The 19,963-nt window shown below is 46.2% G+C and carries 15 protein-coding genes; 11 read left to right on the plus strand and 4 right to left on the minus strand.

Annotation, left to right across the window (positions count from 1 at the left end; all coding sequences use genetic code 11):
• Positions 1–32: 32 nt before the first annotated feature.
• Positions 33–749, minus strand: a complete 717-nt coding sequence (locus tag ACIFO6_RS18080; RefSeq protein WP_430042566.1) for a Crp/Fnr family transcriptional regulator — start codon at positions 747–749, stop codon at positions 33–35.
• A gap of 259 nt (positions 750–1,008) precedes the next feature.
• Here ACIFO6_RS18080 and adhE point away from each other — a divergent pair, with 259 nt between their 5' ends.
• From adhE to ACIFO6_RS18120, 8 genes are all read left to right on the plus strand, one after another.
• Positions 1,009–3,621: a bifunctional acetaldehyde-CoA/alcohol dehydrogenase gene (gene adhE / locus ACIFO6_RS18085; protein ID WP_137063582.1), complete on the plus strand. Its 2,613-nt coding sequence runs from the start codon at positions 1,009–1,011 to the stop codon at positions 3,619–3,621.
• Positions 3,622–3,948: 327 nt separating this feature from the next.
• Complete coding sequence (pflB, locus tag ACIFO6_RS18090; protein ID WP_430042568.1) at positions 3,949–6,210, plus strand: formate C-acetyltransferase; 2,262 nt, start codon at positions 3,949–3,951, stop codon at positions 6,208–6,210.
• 65 nt (positions 6,211–6,275) lie between these two features.
• A complete protein-coding gene (pflA, locus tag ACIFO6_RS18095) occupies positions 6,276–7,034 on the plus strand; it encodes a pyruvate formate-lyase-activating protein (RefSeq protein ID WP_430042570.1) in 759 nt (252 codons plus the stop codon).
• Positions 7,035–7,256: 222 nt separating this feature from the next.
• Complete coding sequence (locus tag ACIFO6_RS18100) at positions 7,257–9,476, plus strand: stalk domain-containing protein (RefSeq protein WP_430042572.1); 2,220 nt, start codon at positions 7,257–7,259, stop codon at positions 9,474–9,476.
• Between the two features lie 251 nt (positions 9,477–9,727).
• The gene (locus ACIFO6_RS18105; RefSeq protein WP_430042575.1) at positions 9,728–10,219 is read left to right on the plus strand and encodes a Fur family transcriptional regulator; all 492 of its coding nucleotides are present in this window, start codon (positions 9,728–9,730) and stop codon (positions 10,217–10,219) included.
• A 1-nt stretch (position 10,220) separates the two neighbouring features.
• Positions 10,221–10,511: a membrane protein insertion efficiency factor YidD gene (yidD, locus tag ACIFO6_RS18110; protein ID WP_430042577.1), complete on the plus strand. Its 291-nt coding sequence runs from the start codon at positions 10,221–10,223 to the stop codon at positions 10,509–10,511.
• Positions 10,512–10,929: 418 nt separating this feature from the next.
• Positions 10,930–12,948 carry a methionine--tRNA ligase gene (metG, locus tag ACIFO6_RS18115; RefSeq protein WP_430042580.1) on the plus strand — a complete coding sequence of 673 codons (2,019 nt, stop codon included), beginning with the start codon at positions 10,930–10,932 and terminating at the stop codon, positions 12,946–12,948.
• Between the two features lie 152 nt (positions 12,949–13,100).
• Positions 13,101–13,817 (plus strand): cytochrome c biogenesis CcdA family protein, encoded by a 717-nt coding sequence (locus ACIFO6_RS18120; protein ID WP_430042582.1) that lies wholly within the window; start codon positions 13,101–13,103, stop codon positions 13,815–13,817.
• On the opposite strand, the gene splB is transcribed toward ACIFO6_RS18120, so the two are convergent.
• A complete protein-coding gene (splB, locus tag ACIFO6_RS18125) occupies positions 13,810–14,874 on the minus strand; it encodes a spore photoproduct lyase (protein ID WP_430042585.1) in 1,065 nt (354 codons plus the stop codon). The genes ACIFO6_RS18120 and splB overlap by 8 nt on opposite strands.
• A 252-nt stretch (positions 14,875–15,126) precedes the next feature.
• Between splB and mntR the strand changes: the two genes are divergently transcribed.
• From mntR to ACIFO6_RS18140, 3 genes are all read left to right on the plus strand, one after another.
• Positions 15,127–15,552, plus strand: a complete 426-nt coding sequence (gene mntR, locus ACIFO6_RS18130; RefSeq protein ID WP_007430946.1) for a transcriptional regulator MntR — start codon at positions 15,127–15,129, stop codon at positions 15,550–15,552.
• A gap of 138 nt (positions 15,553–15,690) precedes the next feature.
• Complete coding sequence (locus ACIFO6_RS18135; protein ID WP_430042587.1) at positions 15,691–17,427, plus strand: family 10 glycosylhydrolase; 1,737 nt, start codon at positions 15,691–15,693, stop codon at positions 17,425–17,427.
• 97 nt (positions 17,428–17,524) lie between these two features.
• Positions 17,525–18,514 carry a patatin-like phospholipase family protein gene (locus ACIFO6_RS18140; RefSeq protein WP_430042590.1) on the plus strand — a complete coding sequence of 330 codons (990 nt, stop codon included), beginning with the start codon at positions 17,525–17,527 and terminating at the stop codon, positions 18,512–18,514.
• A gap of 111 nt (positions 18,515–18,625) precedes the next feature.
• Here the strand turns inward: ACIFO6_RS18140 and ACIFO6_RS18145 are convergent, their stop codons facing one another.
• Both ACIFO6_RS18145 and ACIFO6_RS18150 read right to left on the minus strand, forming a co-directional pair.
• A complete protein-coding gene (locus ACIFO6_RS18145; RefSeq protein ID WP_404580508.1) occupies positions 18,626–18,946 on the minus strand; it encodes a hypothetical protein in 321 nt (106 codons plus the stop codon).
• Between the two features lie 7 nt (positions 18,947–18,953).
• A complete protein-coding gene (locus ACIFO6_RS18150; protein WP_430042592.1) occupies positions 18,954–19,946 on the minus strand; it encodes a DUF1385 domain-containing protein in 993 nt (330 codons plus the stop codon).
• Between the last annotated feature and the right edge of the window lie 17 nt (positions 19,947–19,963).

Raw genomic sequence — 19,963 nt, forward strand, 5'->3', positions numbered from 1 at the left:
GGGTAGCCTCCTACTCGATTAAAAACTAATTATTAGATCCGGCAAATCTCACGCGGGCACAGCTCACAATGACATATACCTTGCAGCATTTCCAAATCCTTTACGACGATCATGCCATTATCATATTCAACTGCATTTTTTTTACGCAAATCACTCAGCATCCGGTTTACACTTTCGCGGGTGGCACCGATCATATTGGAGAGGTCAGTATGAGTGATTTTTTTATGAATAAGGATATGTTCCCCATGAGGCTCTCCATAAGTGTTACACAGACGGATTAGCGTGGAGCATAGAGCACCGGGCTTGCCGTACATCATCAGATCGCGGAATTTGGTCTGAGTTATACGGTGGTGGGACCCCATCCATTTCATAAAGTCAATGGCAAAATCACAGTGCTGGCAAATAAGCAGCTCCAAATCCGTATGATCGACAACACCGATATCACTGTCCTCCAGAACTTCGGCAGAAAAGGAGTGCTTGGTACCGAAAAATGGATCAGCTTGACCAATCAGATCGCCGCTTTGGTACATATATAGTATAAGTTCCTTACCCTCATCCGTTGTTTTCGTTACTTTCACGCGTCCGCGCTTGATATAAAACAGCTTATCCGCTGTATCTCCTTCCCAGAACAGATGTGAGCTTTCTGGCATGACCCGATCCTTCATCATCACTTGCAGTCGGTTGAAGCTGGCCTCCGAGAAGCAACAGGTGTTGCCGCGGGCTTCCATTACGTTTGTAGGGTTTCTCATCGTCCATTTCCCCTTTGTTTCCTTTGTTTTTTTATCTGCAACTTGATCAATTCAAATTCATTATATACCTGTGCTATGCGTTTTTGGGGCAAGAAGAGGGGGTAAAAGTGGCAGAATTCCAAACTTTGTGATTTAATTCACTTCATAAAATAAAATTTTAAATAGATTGTGAAAAAAATCACAATATCTCTTAAAAAGCTGTGTTACGATCAGTGTGTGAACAAGAGATAGTACACGAGATAACAGGAGGATGAGGGAAATGGCTGTAAAAAACGAGGTAATCCAAAAAGAGCAAAGCGCTGAGCAGTATATTCAAACACTGATTGACCGGGGGAACCGGGCACAACAGGCTTTCATGAGTATGAATCAGGAGCAGATTGACGAAATCGTACAAGCTATGGCACTCGCAGGGATGGATAAGCACATGCATCTGGCGAAGCTGGCTGTTGAAGAAACAGGACGCGGTGTGTACGAGGACAAAATCACCAAAAACATGTTTGCTACAGAATATGTCTATCATAGTATCAAAAATGAAAAAACCGTCGGTGTCATTGAAGATAATGACTTTGACAGTTTTCAAAAAATAGCAGAACCCGTCGGCATCATTATGGGGATCACTCCAGTGACTAATCCGACTTCAACTACAATGTTCAAAGCGTTGATTGCTATTAAAACACGTAATCCGATCATTTTCGGTTTCCATCCATCTGCTCAATCGTGTAGTGCGGAAGCAGCTCGCGTCTTGCTTGAAGCAGCCGTCAAACATGGTGCTCCAGCCGATTGTATTCAATGGATTGAAGCTCCATCGATGGATAAGACAAATTCACTCATGAATCACCCGGATGTGGCGCTGATTCTGGCAACTGGTGGATCAGGCATGGTTAAGGCGGCATATAGCTGCGGTAAACCTGCTCTGGGCGTAGGTCCTGGTAACGTGCCTTGCTTCATTGAAAAGACAGCGGACATTAAGCAAGCTGTGACCGATCTCATCCTCTCCAAATCTTTTGATAACGGTATGATCTGTGCTTCCGAGCAAGCGGTTATTATCGAAGAGCCAATCTTCGAACAAGTCAAAAAATTGATGATCGCTAACGGTTGCTACTTTGTAAATAAAGAAGAAGCAGCTAAGCTCACTCAAGGAGCTATGAATGTCGAGAAATGTGCAGTGAACCCAGCTATCGTCGGGCAGTCTGCTGTAAAAATTGCTGAAATGAGTGGTATCACAGTACCAGCAGGAACTAAAATTTTGGTCGCTGAGATTGAAGGGGTAGGAACAAAATTCCCATTGTCTGCGGAAAAATTGAGTCCTGTGTTGGCTTGCTATAAAGTGAAAAATGCGGAACAAGGTATTCAACGCGCGGCTGAAGTCGTGGAATTCGGGGGCATGGGCCACTCGTCCGCTATTCATTCGAACGATGAGGACGTTATCGCTCGGTTCGCAAATCGTTTGCAAACAGGCCGTATTATTGTAAATGCACCTTCCACACATGGTGCGATCGGTGACATCTACAACACCAACCTTCCATCGCTGACACTCGGTTGTGGTTCGTACGGACGTAACTCGACTTCGTCGAACGTATCGGCAGTCAACTTGATTAATGTGAAAAGGGTGGCGAAACGTACGGTGAATATGCAATGGTTCAAAGTACCTTCCAAAATTTATTTTGAAAAAAATTCGACTCAATATCTTGCTAAAATGCCTGATATCACACGTGTAGCCATTATCACAGACCCTATGATGGTGAAACTCGGATATGTGGATCGTGTCATCCATTATTTACACCAACGCCAAACACCAGTAGCTATCGAAGTGTTCTCGGAAGTAGAGCCAGATCCATCGACAGTTACGGTAGAACGTGGTACTGAAATGATGAGACGTTTCCAACCGGATTGTATTATTGCATTGGGCGGCGGTTCGCCGATGGATGCGGCTAAAGGCATGTGGATGTTCTATGAATACCCAGATACTGATTTCAACAACTTGAAACAAAAATTCATGGATATCCGCAAACGGATCTACAAGTACCCGCGTCTTGGTCAGAAAGCACAATTTGTAGCCATTCCTACAACCTCGGGTACAGGTTCGGAAGTTACGTCGTTCGCAGTTATTACAGACAAAAATCAGGGCAACACGAAGTATCCGCTGGCTGACTATGAGCTGACTCCTGATGTGGCCATTATTGACCCTGAGTTTGTATACTCGCTGCCTAAAACAGCTGTAGCGGATACAGGTATGGACGTACTGACACATGCCATCGAGGCCTACGTGTCTGTAATGGCTAGTGACTACACAGATGGTCTGGCAATTAAAGCCATTCAGCTGGTATTCCAATATCTGGAGCAATCGGCTCTGAGTGGCGACAAACTGGCTCGTGAAAAAATGCATAATGCTTCCACGCTGGCAGGAATGGCGTTTGCCAATGCATTCCTGGGTATTAACCACAGTCTTGCGCACAAATGGGGCGGACAATACCATACAGCGCATGGTCGCACGAATGCCATTTTGTTACCACACGTCATTCGTTATAATGCGAAAAAACCGACGAAGTTTGCTTCGTTCCCTAAATATTCGCACTTTGTTGCGGATGAGCGTTATGCAGAAATTGCACGCATACTGGGACTGCCTGCCCGTACAACGGAAGAAGGGGTTAACAGTCTGATCGAAGCGATCCGCAAACTGAACAAAACACTCGGTATCGAGGAATCGTTCCAGCAAATCGGCTTCGATGCGAAGGATTTTGAATCGCGTGTAGATTATCTGGCTGACCGTGCTTTTGAGGATCAATGTACAACTGCGAATCCGAAGCTGCCGCTGGTTACCGAATTGGCTGATGTATACCGCAATGCCTTCTACGGACGTTTTGACCAATAATATATAGGTACGAAGAGGCTTGTGACTAAGCATTTTCCCGTTAATACCAACGCAGGCTCTCTATAATAGAGGGCCTGTTGGTTTGGGAAGGGAGGTGAACGGCAAGGATAAAAGTACGGGCGTGAAGCTAAAGAAAATAAAGTGATAAATGTCACCTATATTGTGATTTTTGTCACATACTACACTCTATCATTATTCTACAATAAGGGTGTAAGAAAGGTCCCGACACTGAGCGTAAGGCATCGGTGAAAAGGCCGGGCTCGAGACACAATTTTAATGTGAAAAAAATCACAAGTCCGGAAGACCAAACAATTTGGAGGGATTTACATGTCGGTGATTGAGAGAGAATTACAAGAGCAACAATCTGGCTGGAGAGGTTTCAAAAAAGGTAAATGGACTAAAGAAGTCAACGTCAACGATTTTATTGAAACCAACATCTTACCTTATGTCGGTAACGAAGAATTTCTAGTTGGCCCTACCGCCAACACAACTGCACTGTGGGATATTGTATCCGATCTTACCAAAAAAGAGTTGGCAAACGGCGGCGTGCTTGATGTAGACGTGAATACGCCATCCACCATTATTTCACATAAGCCGGGCTATCTAGACCGGGATAAAGAACAAGTTGTCGGTGTACAAACAGACGCTCCATTCAAACGCTCTTTGCAGCCGTTTGGTGGAATTCGGATGATGATCGACGCTTGCAAAGCCTATGGCTTTGAAGTACCGCAAAGCATTGTTGATATCTTCACTCATATTCGCAAAACGCATAATCAGGGTGTATTCGACGCTTATACCGATGATATGAGAGCAGCTCGTAAAGCGGGTATTATCACTGGTTTGCCAGATGCATATGGTCGTGGTCGCATTATCGGTGATTACCGTCGTGTAGCACTGTACGGCGCAGACTTCCTGATTAAAGACAAAAAGGCTCAACTGAAAAGCCTTGAAGTGGACTCCATGGAAGAAGATGTAATTCGTCTGCGTGAAGAAATTTCCGAGCAAATTCGCGCTTTGAACGAGCTGAAACAAATGGCTGCTGAGCATGGTTTTGACATCTCAAAGCCTGCTAACAACGCGAAAGAAGCTTTCCAATGGGTGTATTTTGGCTATCTGGCAGCGATCAAAGAACAAAATGGTGCAGCAATGTCCTTGGGACGTGTATCTTCCTTCCTTGATATCTATACTCAACGGGATCTGGAAGAAGGGGCAATGACAGAAGAGCAAGCACAAGAATTGGTCGATCATTTCGTTATGAAACTGCGTATTGTTAAATTCCTGCGCACACCTGATTATAACGAACTGTTCAGCGGAGACCCAACATGGGTAACTGAATCCATTGGCGGAATGTCCATTACTGGAGAAACCCGGGTTACTAAAAACAGCTTCCGTTTCTTGCACACCCTGTACAATCTGGGTCCTGCACCGGAACCAAACCTGACTGTACTATGGTCAGAAAAATTGCCTGAAGGCTTCAAAAAATATTGTGCCAAAGTATCCATTGAAACCAGCTCCATTCAGTATGAAAATGATGATTTGATGCGTCCGATTTATGGCGATGATTATGGTATTGCTTGTTGTGTGTCGGCAATGAAAATTGGTAAACAAATGCAATTCTTTGGTGCCCGTGCCAACTTGGCTAAAGCTCTGCTATATGCAATTAACGGCGGTGTGGATGAAAAATCAGGTGCTCAAGTGGGTCCTGAATATCCTGCAATTACAGGTGAAGTGCTGGATTACGAGGAAGTGCTGAGCCGCTTCAAGCCCATGATGGAATGGTTGGCAAAACTGTACATGAACACTTTGAACGTTATTCACTTCATGCATGACAAGTACAGCTACGAACGGATTGAAATGGCGCTGCATGACCGTGATATTGTCCGTACGATGGCTTGTGGTATTGCTGGTCTGTCCGTTGCAGCCGATTCCCTGAGCGCTATTAAACATACGAAGGTGAAACCGATCCGTAACGAAAAAGGCATCGCCATTGACTTTGAAATTGAAGGGGAATACCCTTGTTACGGTAATAACGATGATCGTGTTGATAACATCGCAGTAGAACTGGTAGAGTCCTTCATGGGCATGATCCGCAAGCACAAAGCTTACCGGAATGCGATTCCTACTCAATCTGTATTGACCATTACTTCCAACGTGGTGTACGGTAAGAAGACAGGTACAACACCGGATGGACGTAAAGCTGGCGAACCGTTTGCACCGGGTGCGAACCCAATGCACGGTCGCGACAAAAAAGGTGCCTTGGCTTCCCTTAGCTCCGTAGCTAAATTGCCTTACGAGCACAGTCTGGATGGTATCTCGAATACCTTCTCCATCGTGCCTAAAGCACTGGGTAAAGAAGAAGAAACACGCAAAACGAATCTCGTTTCCATGATGGACGGCTACTTTGGAAGCCATGCGCATCATCTGAACGTCAACGTGTTTGCTCGTGAACAATTGCTGGATGCGATGGATCACCCAGAAAACTATCCACAGCTTACAATTCGTGTGTCGGGTTATGCCGTTAACTTTATCAAGCTGACTCGTGAACAACAGCTGGATGTTATTAACCGTACCTTCCACGGTACAATGTAACAAAGCTTTACGTATTATATATTACAATGACGCACGCATAGCGGATGCGGGAAGGAAGATGCAACATGCTGAAAGGTCACATACACTCATTGGAAACCTTCGGGACCGTCGATGGTCCCGGCATCCGCTTCGTGCTTTTTATGCAAGGATGCTTGTTAAAATGTCAATATTGCCATAACCCGGATACTTGGGCTTTAAATGAAGGCAATCCAATGACACTGAAGGAGGTATTGGCTGAAATTGAGCCATATTTAGCCTACTACCGTTCTTCGGGAGGCGGATTGACCGTATCCGGTGGAGAACCGACACTGCAAGCTCATTTTGTAGCAGAGCTGTTCAAAGAAGTGAAGCAACGCTGGAATTTGCACACGACGCTGGACAGTAACGGTTTTAATGACGCAGGCCGTATCCAAGAACTGCTGGACGTAACGGACTTGGTGTTGCTGGATATTAAGCATATTGACAACGACAAGCATATTAAGCTTACAGGCAAGTCCAATGACCGTATGTTAAGTACGGCACGCTGGTTGTCTGAACAAGGACGCAAGATGTGGATTAGACACGTGTTTGTACCGGGTATTCATGATGATGAGCAGGATCTGCTGAATTTGGGACGGTTTATCGGAACGTTGAACGGAGTCGAAAAGTTCGAAATTTTACCCTACCATCAAATGGGTGTATACAAGTGGGAAATGCTCGGCAAGGTGTATCCGCTGGAAGGGGTTCCGTCCCCTACAGATGAAGAGGTTCAACGGGCTTATCGTCTCATTGAAGAGGGCCGGTTGGAGACTGCAGGGATACATGTCGCCGTCCGTCTGCAATAATGTTGAATGACTGTTAAAATACTTTCTGTTTATGAAGCCGCCGCCCCATCAGGTCAGATGGGGCGGCGTTTTTTTTATTGTAGTATTTCTTGCAGCCACAGGAGAAAGATCCCTTTTTTTTATGTTCAGCAAAATTCCCAGCAACTTTTGGGCAACATCCGCGTCTAATAGTATGACTTTTTACGGGGATGATAATAATTTGGTAATAGAAGGAGACAGACAATGAATTTCAAGAAATGGACCATGCTCACCGCGCTTGCGGTAGCTCAGGTGGCTGCAGTAGCCCCTGTAGGAGCAGAAGCAGTATCCACTGTTCAATCCACCGATTCGGTTAGCGGACAGCAGGCTCAGGCCAATGTCACAAATTCCGGCGTTGATAATAGCATCGGGGGACAAGATAGCACTGGAACACAAAATGACATGGTGACACCTGTTAACACAGGCGTATCCAATGATCCATTGTCCGGTTTGCCGACGGATACAACCAACGGATCGAACGTATCCAATGATGTATACGGTGGGGACGGAACGCTCACCAACCCTGGTGGTTCTCCAACATCCATGAGTGCAAATCAACTGATTTTGTATTTGAACAGCGCAAAAATGGAACAAAACGGACAGGTGTACACGGCGACTCAGCCGATGACAGTCAAGGACGGTGTTTCTTATGTAGCAATCCGTTCGCTTGTCAGCCGCGTCGGATTACAGTTTAGTTATGACACTGCTACCAAGGAAACCGTTATCACCCAAGGTACAGACGTGCTACGCTTCAAGACTGACAGCAAAATTTATACGGTTAACGGTGAGGCTCGACAAATGAAGGGACCGGCATTCCAGCAAAAGAACGTATTTATGGTGCCGTTGACTTCTATTACACAGGCCTTGAATATTCCTTATACTGTAAATAATACAACAAAACAGGTTATTATGGATTTGAATCAAAAGCCAAAAGCTTCCTTCACGGTTCAGCAAAAAGAAATCTATGCGGGCGAAACCCAAGTTACGTATTTGACGAAGGAATCTTCTCCTACAGGTCTTCCTATTGTGAATCAACGTTGGGAAGGCAAGCAGGACGTATTTCAAGAGCCAGGTACATATGCAGTTACCTATTCTGTTCTTGACTCCGCAGGGAACTGGAGTGATCCATACTCCGTGACCATCACAGTAAGACCGCCCAACCAACCGCCGGTCGCTCTGTTTACGACTGATAAAAAAGAATACAAAATGGGTGAAAAAATTACCATTACCGACTTGAGTACGGACGATGAAAATGCCATCACCAAGCGTGACTGGGTGAATAAGAAGCTGGCGTTTTTCGAGCCGGGTGATGTGACCATAACGCTGACCGTGACTGACAAGCATGGTGCAACAGGTACTGTAAGTCAAACGATTAAGATTACGAATGAGCTGCTATACAACGAAGATGATTTCAACAAAATCTTTACACCTTTTGGTGATAAATACAGTGTAGACGGTAGTCAGGTGCCTACCATGGCTACCATTCCGGTAACCAGTACATCTGCACCACGCCTTCTGATCCGTGCTAACAGCCCAGAACGTGTATTCCAGGATGGAATTGTGTATCAGGAAATGGGATCAGGCAGCACACGTATACTCGTCCATCATGTGAATGAAACGGGCAGAGATGTAAAAATGTACGTTATCGCAACCAACAATAATATTACTGCTGCCAATCTGAACGTCGAAAATTCCGGTTTCGCCGGCCCATCTGAGTTTGCGACAGCTGCGGGTAAGATTTCGATTCAGCGGTACTTTCAATCCATGCAGGATGGAAGCAAACGTTCCAGCACAGTTCTGAATCCAGGCGAAAGCCGCATTATTTTACAGGATTTAAATGCACAAAAAATTAAGCAAAAACAGGTCATTTCTCTCTTATCTGACTTGTATACGGATCAACCTATTCAATACACAGTTGTTGTGTTAGATGCAAATGCAGATCCATTAATTGCAATGCCTACTCTGGCAAAACTGCCTAAGGACGGAATTCATAACCGTGGAACGTATGCGAATTCGGATATTACGCTTGAATATACGGAGGAGGTTGGTAAAACAACTCAGCGTATCGTTCTTGGCGACAATAAAGTAGACCCGAACCTGCTTGGTTCAGACGGTCTGGACGGTTCTTCTTCCTCCAATGCGGGTAATTTTGGTGTTGTGTATAAGGTTAAACTGGATCGCGTAGCGCCGTATTCCCTGATTACATTTAACCCGCGTGGTGGTGAATACTCTGGCTATGCTATGGTAAATAATCAGGTCGTGGGTATCCCGACGAACGGCTCCGTGTGGGCTCCGAATGAGATGAGTGTACTGTATCGTACAGGTCATATCGAGGAGAGTGTAGAGATGTATTTCACTGCGGCTGCGGGCAGTAACTTGCCAGTTTCCGTGGTAGTTATGCCATTACCAGCTATTAAAAATTAATATGAACATCCGGTTTTGTTTATCGGTTTAGACCGAAGGGTCTCATCATTCACCGTTTAAAGTCAGATCACTTACAGAATAAAGACGTTCTCCTGCTGTGGATTCGGTTTCAGCACAGGAGAACGTCTTTTTCTTTATCAAGAGTGCGAATATCTCTTATAACTTTGGCTTTAATCGTGGTATAATAAGTAGATGCAAGCCTAAGCCTGCATCAGATAACCTGAAACTACAGACAGGGGAGGGTGAAACGCATGCTGACAAAGGATGAGATTATCGCAACAATGTCCGCTCAGGGGCTGCGTATTACGGATCAGCGCAAGACGCTGGCCACGTTATTTTCCGAGAATGAAGGGTATCTGTCCCCAAAAGACGTTTATGAATATATGGGTAAAAAATACAGCGGACTCAGTTTTGACACCGTTTACCGTAATTTGCGTGTGATGCAGGAATTGGGTGTGCTGGAGCAGGTATCTTTTGAGGATGGGATGAAGTTCAAGGTGAGCTGCAATGAGCATCACCACCACCATCATATGATTTGCCTGAGCTGTCAGAAAACTTTACCGATCTCTTTCTGCCCGATGCAGATGACAGATACGACAGATCAGTTCCAAATCGTTGAACACAAGTTTGAGATTTTCGGTTATTGCAAGGAATGCCAGAAGAAGAACGGGCAAGCAAAAGCTAATTCTAATGGGGGATACAAACAGGCGAGCGGTCACACTCACAGCCACGGAGGCTACTGAAATGAAGATTACCACACGCAGAGTGGTTCAAGCTCCGATTAAGTTATACCGATCCTATATTTCACCATTAAAGCCACCGACCTGCCGCTTCTATCCGACGTGTTCCCAGTACGCGTTGGAGGCGGTGGAGGTGCATGGTGCGTTCAAGGGCTCCTGGCTGGCCGCCAAACGTATAGCAAAGTGCCATCCCTTTCATCCAGGCGGTGTAGATCTGGTGCCTCCTGCTAAAAAGAGGGCGAATAGATCCGATAAAGATCGTTTTGCTGACCGTACCGGGAAGGGATTGACTTGACATAGCTATGCGGGTTTGGTTATATTTTGGATTATAATGTTTTCCTGCGAAGGGATGAGTAGGGTCTGACGTCCAGTACAGAGAGCCGGGGTTAGCTGCAAACCGGTCTGGAACGAAGCCTGAATATGGTCCTGGAGGAACCTTTTTCGAGCGAGTTTGTCACCAGTTCAATGGTTTATAGGGGGCGACCGTAAGGGAAAGGCGTGATCCAGCGTTAATGGGCGGTCGAAGTGACTGGTGAAGCCTGTAGTCTGCGAGGATACGGGAAATTTGGGTGGTAACGCGTGAGGTGACTCTCGTCCCATAGGGGCGGGGGTCTTTTTTGTGCCCAATTGGTGTGAAAAACATGAATTGGAGTACCAAATTCAAGGGAGCATGCCTTATTTTGCTGCCGTGAACAAAACAGGAGGCAATACACATGTCCAATGAGAAAACATTTTACATTACGACACCGATTTATTATCCAAGCGACAAGCTACATATCGGTCATGCTTACACTACGGTAGCCGGAGATGCAATGGCTCGCTACAAGCGGTTACGTGGCTACGATGTGCGCTATTTGACAGGAACGGATGAGCATGGTCAGAAGATTGAGCAGAAGGCGAGTGCGGCTGGCAAAACACCACAACATTTCGTTGATGATATTGTGGCAGGGATTCAGGATTTATGGCGGAAGCTCGACATATCCAATGACGATTTTATTCGCACAACGGAAGAACGTCACAAGAACGTTGTGCAGGAAATTTTTGATCGTTTGCTTAAGCAAGGAGACATTTACAAGGGCGAATACGAAGGCTGGTACAGCATTCCTGACGAAACTTATTACACGGAAACTCAATTGGTTGACGTGGTGAAGGATGCAGGAGGCAATGTGGCTGGAGGTAAAAGCCCGGACAGTGGGCATCCTGTAGAATTGGTCAAGGAAGAGTGTTACTTTTTCCGTATGAGCAAGTATGCTGATCGTTTGCTGAAATTTTATGAGGAGAACCCGCAGTTTATCCAGCCGGAGTCCCGTAAAAAAGAGATGATTAACAATTTTATCAAGCCGGGTTTGGAGGATTTGGCAGTATCCCGTACAACCTTTGACTGGGGAGTTAAGGTGAAGGGAGATCCGAAGCATGTCGTATACGTGTGGATTGATGCGCTCTCCAACTATATTACATCCCTGGGCTATGGTTCCTCCAATACCGAGCTGTACGATAAATTTTGGCCTGCCAATGTGCATATCGTTGGAAAGGAAATTGTACGGTTCCATACGATATATTGGCCGATCATGCTGATGGCGCTGGATCTCCCGTTGCCTAAGAAAGTATTTGCACACGGCTGGCTGCTCATGAAGGACGGTAAAATGTCCAAGTCCAAAGGTAACGTCGTTGACCCTGTAACGCTGATTGACCGCTATGGTCTGGATCAACTTCGGTATTACTTGCTGCGCGAGGTGCCTTTCGGCGCGGATGGAACCTTTACCCCGGAAAGCTTCGTTGATCGGGTCAATTCTGATTTGGCGAATGATCTCGGCAATTTGTTGAACCGTACCGTAGCGATGGTAGACAAATATTTTGAAGGCAAGGTTCCGGCTTATGAAGCGAATGTAACAGCATTCGACGGGGCTTTGGAGGAAATGGCAACAGCGACTTACAGTAAAGTAGAAGAAGCGATGGAAAACATGGAGTTTTCCGTGGCTCTAACGGCGATCAGTCAATTTATTAGCCGCAGCAACAAGTATATTGACGAAACACAACCATGGAACCTGGCCAAGGATGAGGACAAACGTCGTGAGCTGGCATCTGTTATGGTGCATTTGGTAGAAAGCTTGCGCATCGCGTCCATTTTGCTCCAACCGTTCTTGACCCGCGCTCCGTATAAAATTTGGGAACAGCTGGGTATCAAGGAAGGCGAATTGACGACATGGGATAGCGGTAAGCAATTTGGTCGTATTCCAGAAGGAACGCAACTGATCAAAGGCAATCCTATCTTCCCACGTCTGGATTCAGAGCCGGAGGTTGCTTTCATCGTGGAAGCGATGACGGGGGGCAAGAAGCCAGAGGAAGCTACTGCGCAGCCTCAACCGCAGAATGCGACTGAGGCGGGCCAGGAAGCCCCAGAGGCGAAGGAAGAGATTGGTATTGAGGACTTTACCAAGGTAGAACTGCGCGTCGCTCAGGTTATCTCCTGTGAGCCTGTGAAGAAGGCCGATAAGCTGTTGAAGCTCCAACTTGATCTTGGTTATGAGCAGCGACAGGTCGTATCGGGCATTGCCAAGTTTTATACGCCCGAGGATATGGTTGGACGCAAGGTGATTTGTGTGACGAATCTTAAGCCTGTGAAACTGCGAGGGGAGCTATCACAAGGGATGATTTTGGCAGCATCACACGGAGATCAGCTTACGCTGGCTACAGTACCGGAAAGCATGCCTAACGGCGCGATTGTAAAATAAATAAAGGTTGTAATAAAACGTATGTCCTTCGGCTTTCATGCCAGGGCATACGCTTTTTGGGTTGCAACATATTTGGCTGCTTCCTCACGTATGTTTTAGTAATAGAGCTTGTTTTGCTCACGTTTACTTAAGACTGGCGGGAGGAAATGATGATGACGGATGTTAACGCCGGGTTGGCGATCATAGCAGGACTGGTTTCTTTTTTCTCACCTTGCTGTTTGCCACTGTACCCCTCTTATTTATCTTATATGACGGGTATGTCGGCACGTGAACTGGCCGAAGGAAGGCATAAGTCTGAGGTGCGTTACCGTACGATGGGACATACCCTTGCTTTTGTACTGGGCTTTTCCGTTGTGTTTTATTCCTTGGGTGCAAGCGTAGGGTTGCTGGGAGAATGGTTTGGCAATTATGGGGATACGCTAAGAGTGGTTGCGGGGATACTGATCTTGATGATGGGGCTGTTATCTCTTGGTGTGATACGGCCTTTGATTTTAATGCGGGAGCATAAGCTTCGCTGGACATGGAAGCCTGCCGGTTACGCCGGTTCCTTTGTGATCGGAATCGGATTTGCGGCAGGCTGGTCTCCCTGTATCGGTCCCATGCTGACAGCTATTATCGCTTTAGCGGCAGTAGAGCATCATACCTGGTTCAAGCTGGTCACAGGCTACGCGCTTGGCTTTGCGATTCCATTTTTTGCATTGGCTTTACTGACTGGCTCTGTTCGTCTATCCTCGCGTTATACGTCAATTATCGTCAAAACAGGCGGTATACTGCTTGTTATTACTGGTATTTTGCTGGTAACCGATCATATGACAGATGTAACATTGTTTTTACAACGGATTACCCCGGATTGGATGCTGGTTATGTGAAATACTCAATACGACTTAATGGAAAATGTTCAAAAATGCGCTCGGTGATAAATTCTCGCAGGGCGTTTTGCTGTTCATCAGGGTAAACGTATTTATTTTGTCCCCAGCGGCCCCATTTTTTCTTGCGTTTCTCCATGTCCATTTCCAGCTTGGTTTTGGGATAACGCTTCTCGATTACAGCCTTGGACGTTTTGGTAAAACGGTGCTGAATCAATTCGAACGTCAGATCTTTTGTGGCATCATGAGGCAAGGTTTCCCCCAGTTTGCGCAGCAGCTCGCCATATCCTTCTTCCCAGCCGTCATACCAGATGATCGGGGCGATAATAAAGCCTAGCGGATAACCGGCTCGGGCGATTTTACCTGCTGCTTCAATACGTTCCTCGAAGCGTGAAGTCGCAGGCTCGAACTGTTTAATCACATAATCGGAATTAATGCTAAAACGAATGCGTGTATGGCCATTATGCTGAATATCCAGCAGTGGATCGACATGATGATATTTGGTAACAAAACGCAGGCGACCAAATTCTTCATCTGCCATAAAACGAATCAATTCTCCGAGCGATTCGGTGATATGCTCCAAACCAACAGGGTCTGAGGTACAGGCTGCTTCAAAACGAGTAATTTCGGGCGCACGTTCCTCGATGTAGCCTTTAGCTGCCGATAAGATATCATCGGTATTGACATAGACGCGTATATACGGCTTTGCCCCTAATGTCGTTTGCAAATAACAATAGTGGCAGTGTCCCATACATCCGGTCGAAATGGGAATGGCATATTCAGCAGAGGGCTTGGACTGGTCGAAGGTTAGCGTTTTGCGAATACCGACGACCAGCGTTTTTTTCGCCATTCTATACTTTTCAACTTCGGTTTCGCCCGGTAAATTGGTAATTCGGTTATGAGATGTGGTCATACGATACGGAATGTCTTTGACTTTGACCCAATCCATAATACGCTGACCCTTGGGAAAATTCAGTGCGTCCGGCTCGAAAAATACCAGATCAGGCACGAATGGTTTGGTTCCTTTGGTTTTGACAAGAGTACGCTCAAGCGTGGACATGGGTAACGCTCCTTTCAGGAATAAATATCCAGTAGTAGCTCGGGTGTCCAACTCTAACTCATGCCATAGGAGAATGATACAGGGACGCTATTAGTGTGCCCTGCTTAAATTGAACAAATCGTGGCAATAGCTGTGAGCAGATGGATGAGACTTGCCAATAGGCAATGATAACATGTATCATTATATATGTAGGTTCAACGCAGGAAATGAAGGCGGTAAGCGCCCGTTCAATAATAGAAAAGAGGGAAACAAGTGCCAACGCCAAGCATGGAAGATTATTTGGAGCGCATTTACCAGCTGATTGATGAGAAGGGATACGCCCGTGTCTCGGATATCGCAGAGGGTCTGGAGGTCCATCCTTCGTCCGTTACCAAGATGATCCAGAAGCTGGATAAGGACGACTATCTCGTATATGAGAAATATCGGGGGTTAATTTTAACACCCAAAGGGAAAAAGGTCGGCAAACGGCTGGTTGATCGCCACCAGTTACTAGAGCAATTTCTGGATATGATTGGGGTCGACAAGGACCTGATCTATAAAGATGTGGAAGGTATTGAGCACCATTTAAGCTGGGATTCCATCACCCGCATTGAGACATTGGTCGAATATTTCCGCCGGGATGAAGATCGTTTGCGCCAGCTTCACGATATACACAAGGAATTGAGTGGTGATTCCTGACAGACATCGTCCGTAAGGACAGATGCTTTTTTTATTTGTCCCTACCGCAACAAATACCCGGGTATTAGCGTCTATCCATTATATAGCAGGACAAGACAGGGGTTAAAAATTAACGGGTTAGCGGAGGATTGTAATCATATGAATTGGAAGAAAACATGGGCACTGGCTGCGGGTTTACTGTTGGCGGTGCAGACGGTAGTTGTGCAAGGAGCGCAAGCGGCTCCAAACGTAGAGATTGAAATTATATTGGATGGGCAACCACTGCAAAGTGATGCGTCGCCGTACATTGTACAGGGAGCCAACGTAACGATGGTACCCTTGCGGGTGATCAGTGAGGGATTAGGCGCTCAGGTCAACTGGTCAGCATCGTCCGGTACGGTAACCATTACAGCACAAGACAAGAACATTTCTATGGAAAACGGCGGACAGAGTGCTATGGTGAATGGCAAGTCAGTTCGATTGGACGCATCTGCGCGTATGACGAGCGGAAGAGTCATGGTGCCGCTGCGTTTTGTTGGGGAAGAGTTGGGATTAAAAGTGGACTGGCAGGCTTCAGAGCGAGTCATTACGTTAAGTAGTGGTAAAGAGAGTGCCGCCACTGGCGGAACAACATCCTCCGTTGGCGGCTCCAGCTCCAATACGACCACATCTGACAATCCGGGAACTGTAGATACGAAACAGGGAATCAATGATGATGAGCAAGCGAGTGTTACTTCTCCGTCAACATCAACCAATGAGGGAAGCTCCAATTCTTCGCAGGGAAATGTCGTGCAAGTGAAAGCTTCGACTTCTATGCGCGGGGCTTGGATTTCTACGATTAACGGGGATTGGCCTTCTTCTGCCGCCCGAAGCAGCACCGAGAAGCAAAAGCAGGAATTCACTAAAATGCTTGATGATTTGCAGGGTATGGGTATTAATGCGGTTTTTGTTCAGGTCCGGGCCAGCGGGGATGCGCTGTATCCGTCCAATCTCGTGCCATGGAGCAAATACCTGACGAACACCCAGGGGAAAAATCCAGGCTTTGATCCTTTAAAATTTATGATTAGCGAATCGCACAAGCGGGGGATGGAGTTCCATGCCTGGTTTAACCCTTTCCGCGCCAATTCTACAGTAACGACCAGTAGTTTAGCTGCAAACCATGTCGCTAACCAACATCCGGATTGGATCGTTAAGAATGGCAGCCAGCTATACATTAATCCGGGTATTCCCGCCGCTCGCCAGCATGTCATTGCTGCGATTATGGAGGTTGTGGATGGATATGATATTGACGGTGTTCATTTAGACGACTATTTTTATCCATACAGCGGTACTTTTGATGATGATGCGACCTTTAAAGCGTATAACGCCAACAATATTTCTAACAAGGGCGACTGGCGGAGAGATAATGTGAACAGCTTTGTCCGTGATCTGGGCAAAAGCATCCATGCAAGCAAGTCCAAAGTGCAGTTTGGTATTAGTCCTTTTGGAGTGTGGCGCAACAAGTCTCAAGACTTAACCGGATCAGATACGAAGGCAGGCGTTACAGCGTATGATACGACATTTGCCGATGTACGTACCTGGATTAACAAAGGCTGGATTGATTATGTAGCTCCACAGATATATTGGAGTATCGGTTTCCCGGCCGCTGGCTATGACAAGCTTGTGGCATGGTGGTCCAATGAGGTCAAAAATTCAGATGTTAAGCTGTACATCGGACATTCCCCCTATAAAATCGGCACTCCTGAAAAGGGTTGGCAATCCGCCGAAGAGTTGATTAAGCAACTCAAGCTGAACGAGAATTATAATCAGGTTAAAGGGGATATTTATTTTAGCGCACAGCATTTACGGAAAAATCCGTACGGACTCATTCAGCTTCTTCAAAATTATTATCAATAATGATGTAAAATGGATCATAAGGTTCTAAATAAGCCTCCGTTCTCATACATAAGCAGTAGTACTGCTTACTCCCAAGAGAACGGAGGTTTTTTGATCTATGCTGATCAATGCTGTGTTCCAGGGTGGAGGGGTTAAGGGTATATCGCTGGCGGGTGCAGTCAAGGCTGCGGAGGAGCATGAAATTGTATTCAACCGCGTAGCGGGTACATCATCAGGTGCTATTGTAGCTGCTTTGTTGGCGGCAGGATATTCAGCAGATGAAATGAAAGCCGTGATCGAGAAAACCCCCTTGGTCAGCTTGTTACGGCGTTCTCCGGTGTTTAACATCAAATGGGTTGGACCGGCAGCTCGTATTTTTCTTAAAAAAGGGCTGTACTCCGGAGAAGCATTGGAGCATTGGGTGCGGGAGCTGTTGCTTGCCAAGGGAGTGCGTACGTTCGCGGATCTGCCTCCAGGCAAGCTACGCATTATTGCTTCAGACATAACGAACGGACGCATTCTGGTGCTTCCTGAGGATATCAAACGTTTTGGAATGAACGCCTCTTCACTGGAGGTGGCAAAAGCCATTCGGATGAGCACAAGCATCCCATATTTTTTCGATCCCGTTATGCTGAGACTTGATCCTTTGCACACGAAAGGGAAAAAATTTTCACAGCAATTTGTGTTTGTTGTCGATGGGGCATTGTTAAGTAATCTGCCTTTATGGCTTTTTGATGAGCCTGTAAATGTACGAAAGGCCAAAACCATTCCAACAGTAGGCTTTCAGATGGTGGGCAAAACGGGAACTGAAATGAAGGTTTCATATATAAGAGGTCCATTGACGATGCTGCAAGCCATTTTTGATACGATGCTATCAGCGCATGATGAGCGTTATATTGAGCAGGAGAACCGATATCGGACGATTAAAATCCCGACGCTGGGCATTCGCACAGCACAGTTCAACATTTCTCCTGAGCAAAGCAATTTGCTTTATGATTCTGGTGTGCAGGCAGGAGACGCTTTTTTCCACAAGTGGAGCATTGCTTCTTACCAACAGCAGTATAACAAGTATCAATTACTGAAGGATACGATGTATGCCATGAAATAATCACTTGCTAGTTGGAACTGGAAGCAAGAGTTTAAAAAAGGAGCCATGTCCCGGTCATTTTTCATTACGCCGGTGATGGCTCCTTTGTGTATCATGTTAGAGTGTGATCGACTAATGATACTTAGGTTGTTCTTCTTCGTTTTTGCCCTTAGAACCTTCAATAACATGAAAAGGATACGCTTTACGCTTGCCTGTAGTCTGCTGCTTGCGTGTGTTGGCTGTTTTGGCCATAGTGCGTGCAGAGGGTTTAATCTTGGGAGTACGGGTGCGTCGTCCTGGCAGGTATTTGTACAGCAGAAATATAACTGCAAAAACAAGGACAGGAATTAATAAACTCATAAGAAAGCCCCAGCTTCCTCTCCATACCATATCCACAATCCCATATGCGCCCAAGGCAAGGGTAAGCCAGAAAATAACCGCATGTCTGTTCATCTTTCACTCATCCTTTCACAGGATCAAGGACCGAGCTGTTGAAGGTCTCCTTTACAGGTACATTTTCCAACTCGGCATCCAATTCCAGCATACGCTTGAATGAAGCAATGGATACCTCTACTTGATCATCGGTCGGTTCTTTGGTGGTAAGTAGTTGCAGCCACAGGCCGGGGTATCCCAAATAACGGAGTACCGGGATCTCCCGCAAGGCATTGGTCAGCTTGAGAAATTCAAAGGAAAGCCCCAGCACGATTGGAAGCAGCAAAAGCCGCTGTCCCATACGCTCCCACAGAGTATCATACGTAAACAGGGAATATACGAGTACCCCGATGATCACCGTGAGCATGATAAAGCTGCTACCGCAACGGTAATGCAGACGACTATATTTTTGCACATTAGCAGGAGTTAGTTCTTCACCCGCTTCATATGCGGTAATCACCTTATGTTCCGCTCCGTGATATTGGAACAGTCGTTTGATCAACGGAGTTTGGGAAATGCCCCATAAATAACCCAATAGCAGAATCAGCTTAATAGCCCCTTCCGCGAGGTTATGCAGAATCTGGTTGTGAAATAAATTTCCGAACAGGAAATCTTCCACCATAACCGGAACGAGGGTCAACACAATTTTGCCAAACAGGAAGGATAAAATGCCGACCGCAGCTACGCCGATCATCATACTTAGGCTCCAGCGGGATTCTTCTTTTTTCTTTTGTTCAGCGCGTTCTTCCGGGTCCACTTCATCATCAGCATACGCATCGGCTGAATAGTTCAAATGCTTTGTACCCTTGGCACTGGAGTCGATGATGCTTACAATTCCCCGCAACAATGGGATTCTGCGAAATTTGAACACCCAGGATTGCTCCTTGCGCGGTACTTCCAAATATGTGATTTCGCCAGTCTTGCGGCGAACTGCCGTGACATTGACACGCTTGCCGCCGAACATGACACCTTCAATGACTGCCTGACCACCGTAGCTTACAGGCTTGGATGCTTGTGACAACCGTCTCACCTCTCTTT

Origin of the sequence: Paenibacillus sp. NRS-1781, assembly GCF_050467745.1 — a bacterium.
GTDB lineage: Bacteria > Bacillota > Bacilli > Paenibacillales > Paenibacillaceae > Paenibacillus > Paenibacillus terrae_A.

What these genes read in the sequence shown, in the direction of transcription:
- ACIFO6_RS18100 (WP_430042572.1), top strand. Translation starts at nt 7,257, where the DNA reads ATGAATTTCAAGAAATGGACCATGCTCACCGCGCTTGCGGTAGCTCAG.
- ACIFO6_RS18135 (WP_430042587.1), top strand. Translation starts at nt 15,691, where the DNA reads ATGAATTGGAAGAAAACATGGGCACTGGCTGCGGGTTTACTGTTGGCG.
- ACIFO6_RS18120 (WP_430042582.1), top strand. Translation starts at nt 13,101, where the DNA reads ATGACGGATGTTAACGCCGGGTTGGCGATCATAGCAGGACTGGTTTCT.
- yidD (WP_430042577.1), top strand. Translation starts at nt 10,221, where the DNA reads ATGAAGATTACCACACGCAGAGTGGTTCAAGCTCCGATTAAGTTATAC.
- adhE (WP_137063582.1), top strand. Translation starts at nt 1,009, where the DNA reads ATGGCTGTAAAAAACGAGGTAATCCAAAAAGAGCAAAGCGCTGAGCAG.
- ACIFO6_RS18145 (WP_404580508.1), bottom strand. Translation starts at nt 18,946, where the DNA reads ATGAACAGACATGCGGTTATTTTCTGGCTTACCCTTGCCTTGGGCGCA.
- pflB (WP_430042568.1), top strand. Translation starts at nt 3,949, where the DNA reads ATGTCGGTGATTGAGAGAGAATTACAAGAGCAACAATCTGGCTGGAGA.
- splB (WP_430042585.1), bottom strand. Translation starts at nt 14,874, where the DNA reads ATGTCCACGCTTGAGCGTACTCTTGTCAAAACCAAAGGAACCAAACCA.
- ACIFO6_RS18105 (WP_430042575.1), top strand. Translation starts at nt 9,728, where the DNA reads ATGCTGACAAAGGATGAGATTATCGCAACAATGTCCGCTCAGGGGCTG.
- ACIFO6_RS18140 (WP_430042590.1), top strand. Translation starts at nt 17,525, where the DNA reads ATGCTGATCAATGCTGTGTTCCAGGGTGGAGGGGTTAAGGGTATATCG.
- pflA (WP_430042570.1), top strand. Translation starts at nt 6,276, where the DNA reads ATGCTGAAAGGTCACATACACTCATTGGAAACCTTCGGGACCGTCGAT.
- ACIFO6_RS18080 (WP_430042566.1), bottom strand. Translation starts at nt 749, where the DNA reads ATGAGAAACCCTACAAACGTAATGGAAGCCCGCGGCAACACCTGTTGC.
- metG (WP_430042580.1), top strand. Translation starts at nt 10,930, where the DNA reads ATGTCCAATGAGAAAACATTTTACATTACGACACCGATTTATTATCCA.